3 protein-coding genes are annotated in these 3,165 nt (G+C 55.7%); all 3 read left to right on the top strand.

Annotation, left to right across the window (positions count from 1 at the left end; translation table 11 throughout):
- The first annotated feature begins 270 nt into the window (after positions 1-270).
- The 3 genes from VBE63_RS26555 to VBE63_RS26545 all read left to right on the top strand — a co-directional run bounded on the left by VBE63_RS26555 (position 271) and on the right by VBE63_RS26545 (position 3,095).
- Positions 271-1,161, top strand: coding sequence for a hypothetical protein (locus VBE63_RS26555; RefSeq protein WP_323686006.1), 891 nt, complete (start codon positions 271-273; stop codon positions 1,159-1,161).
- Positions 1,162-1,986: 825 nt separating this feature from the next.
- Entirely contained in the window at positions 1,987-2,844 is an 858-nt protein-coding gene (locus VBE63_RS26550; protein WP_323686005.1) for a RepB family plasmid replication initiator protein, read from the top strand.
- Entirely contained in the window at positions 2,841-3,095 is a 255-nt protein-coding gene (locus VBE63_RS26545; protein ID WP_323686004.1) for a DUF1640 domain-containing protein, read from the top strand. The genes VBE63_RS26550 and VBE63_RS26545 overlap by 4 nt, the downstream gene beginning before the upstream one ends.
- Positions 3,096-3,165 lie beyond the last annotated feature (70 nt).

Genomic DNA, 3,165 nt, shown 5'->3' with positions numbered 1-3,165 from the left:
CCCGCCAAAGGCGGGTGGCCGCGGAGCGGCGGGCGGCCCTCTTCCGGAACGCAGTGACGGTCTTCGCGAGCGAGAGCGAGCGGTGCGTAGCCGAAGGCTAGCACCAGTGCTGGCGCGGCCTAAGCCGCGTCGGCGTATGCGGAGCATAGCCGAGGACCAGCACCGTGACTTAGACAAAACACTGCGTTGATCTCATCGCCGATCTCTGTAAATTTCTATACAATAATGGCAGAGGTAAGTGCAGAGATTATAGTCGAGGTCAGTGCAGAGATGGATGAAGCAACTTCAAACAGCCAAAATCGGGTTCCGCCGAAGCCGTGGTTCGCGCGCGATGCACGCTATCGCGGTCAATTTCTGGCAGAACTTGTGTGCTGTTGGGTGCAACGCTGGGGTTACACAAGCGACCAGGTTCTCGAATACATGTACCCACCCAGGCCGCGGCTTGGCTACGATTTATCGAGACGCGGTTTATTAAAGCGTCACAAGCGTCCCACGGGTGTATCTGTGAAAGACGGCATCCATGTCTATAGCTTGACAGATGCCGGATACGAAATTGCCGAAGACATACTTAGCAGTGAGATTCTTAGAATCGAGCACAGCGCTTCTCCGGCCTGGAGCATCATGCAGCACTTGCTCGACTGTCAACGCATTTCGATTGCTTTACTAATGCGAGCTGAGAAGAGCGGATGGCGCACGGAACCGGAATCCCGGGCAGTGTATCCAGCAAAAGCAAAAATTGTCCCCGACATCGTAGATATAGAAAATGGTCATTGGATCGAATACGATAAAACGCCGAAAGAGAATAAGCGACTGGACTATTGGACACAGCTACTATCTCGCCGCATAAACCAGCAGCCAGATCCGCTGCAGAAACAGCGAGGTTGCGACAATTTCGCGATAAGGAAAATCACGGTAGTCGTTCGCAAAGACGACCAGGTCGATCGCTACCGGCGTTACTTTGATCGCGAGTACGCAGGATTCTTGTACAGAGATCCGGACACGCGACTAATCAAAGAAAACAGAGACAAGCCGAATGTCGTCATACGCGACGCGTTTGCAGATCGCGTGCATGTGACAACGCTGAGAGATCTACTCCTAGACTGCCGCACAGGCCAGCGCACCGAGTACTACGGTCCACCCGATGCACCATCTTTCTCCTGACCGGCAACGCCGCAGGCCAGAGGCCCTGGAAGACCGCTCAGGCGGACCTTGACCGCCGATCGGTCCGGGGTGCCGTCGGACCCTGCCGACGGGTGATGCAGGGTTAGGAGCTGCAACCCGTCGCAGGGAACAGTGTGGCCCCCCGGACGCGCTCGACCGTCAAGGCCGCGCCATCGCGCTCGACGACATCGCCAGATTCAGAGGCAGCACTGGGGCTACGCGCCCCAGACCCGCGGCCTCCTGGCTCTGCAGGGCCTTTCCCAACCCTACCCCTCCCAAGCCTCTTCTGCGGCCTCTCAGACGCCCTCAGCGCTGTTTTGAGCGCCTACGTCAGCCACCACCACCCTCTCAGGCCGATAGCGTCTAGTAGGGGGCTCTCAGCCTGCGGAGAGGCTAGAACTTTGCTCGGGAGTTCGCATGACGCTGATCCGGGCGGGGTTGGTGGGCGGGCGACACGGCGCGTTAGCGCCGGGAGTTCCGACTACCAACTCGTAGTAGCAATGGCGGGCTGGCGGGAGGGCGCCGCGGGCAAAGCCCGCAAGCCCGAACGACACCCGCCATCACGCGCGCGTACGCGGGCACATGTCGCGCGCGCGCGCACGTGTTTTTATATTTATACCTTTTCCCCTTTTAGGGGCTTGCAGGTCATTGAATCAATTTGGAAATCGAGATGAAAAGAGTACAGATTGGTTGTTAAACCAGTACGGATTGGTTGTTAAACCAGTACGGATTGGTTGTTACACACGTACAGATTGGTTGTATTCCAGTACACGTTAAAAACAGTTATTATATGTACATATTTTCTGATGTACTCTAAAGGTTAGGATGGAAGAACAGCCGCAGGTCTACAAGAGCAACGCACTGGTCGAGGCGAGTTACCGACTGTCGATCTACGAGCAGCGCATCATCCTCGCGGCGATCAGCCAGGTACGCCGCGATACCCCGTTGACAGATCAGCATCTGTACCGTGTCTCTGCACAGGAAATCGCGGAGATGTCAGGAGTCAAGGTGGACCGTGCTTATGGCCTGATGAAAGAGGCCGCAGAACGCTTGTTCGAGCGGAGAGTAACGCTGCACAAAGAACCTAACGGCGGCCCAGCGCGAACACTGGTCACGCGCTGGGTACAAGCCGTGGAGTACATCGAATCCGAGGGATCGGTAGGGCTGCAGTTCGCGCACCGGATGCTGCCCTACCTAGCTCAACTCACCGAGCAGTTCACGCACTACGCGCTCGTCGATGTCGCCAAGATGACCAGCGCCTACGGGATTCGGCTCTATGAGCTGCTGATCCAGTGGCGGGGGACTGGCGAGCGGGTCATCGAGCTCGACTGGCTGCGTGATGCCCTCCAGCTCGAGGGCAAGTACCCGGATATTCAGAATTTGAAACGGCGAGTACTCGAGCCAGCAGTAGACCAGATCAACGAGCTCTCACCGCTTTGGGTCAAGTGGGAGCAGCGCAAGACCGGCCGGCGCGTCACTCACATAATTTTCAAGTTCGGCGAGAAGTCTGATAGCAAGCCGAAGAAACAGAAGAAACTCCCAATTCCACAGAAGAAGAACGCAAAGCTATCATTGCCGAGAAGCTACATAGAAAAGCACAAGCAATCCGGGGAAGACATAGAGTCTGCCGACCAACGTCTGCTGTTTGAGATCCGCACAGGAAAACGCGAGGCACCGAAATGACAGCAATAACATTCGACACCCACAAATTCATTAGGCGCCTGGAATCTGCAGGATTCAGCGCGGACCAGGCCGAGGCCGTAGCCGAGGCGTTCAAAGATGCCCAGGAAGATCAGAAACCATTAACTCAAGAATACTTGGATTATCGGCTTAAAGCCGACATCTCAGATCTTAAATTTGAGCTAATGAAGTGGACGACAGGTGCATTAGCTGCTCAGATTGTCATTATTGCAGCGCTCGTGAAGCTTCTTTAAGCGAGCTTGCGAGCAAAGTCTTGCGTAGCCGAAGGCTAGCATCTTCATACGAAGCCGAAGGCGAGTATAG

The organism is Lamprobacter sp., assembly GCF_034860625.1.
Lineage (GTDB): Bacteria > Pseudomonadota > Gammaproteobacteria > Chromatiales > Chromatiaceae > Lamprobacter.
This window is presented reverse-complemented; position numbering and strand designations above follow the sequence as displayed.

Coding starts and splice junctions, on each gene's coding strand:
- VBE63_RS26545 (WP_323686004.1), top strand. CDS start 2,841: ATGACAGCAATAACATTCGACACCCACAAATTCATTAGGCGCCTGGAA.
- VBE63_RS26550 (WP_323686005.1), top strand. CDS start 1,987: ATGGAAGAACAGCCGCAGGTCTACAAGAGCAACGCACTGGTCGAGGCG.
- VBE63_RS26555 (WP_323686006.1), top strand. CDS start 271: ATGGATGAAGCAACTTCAAACAGCCAAAATCGGGTTCCGCCGAAGCCG.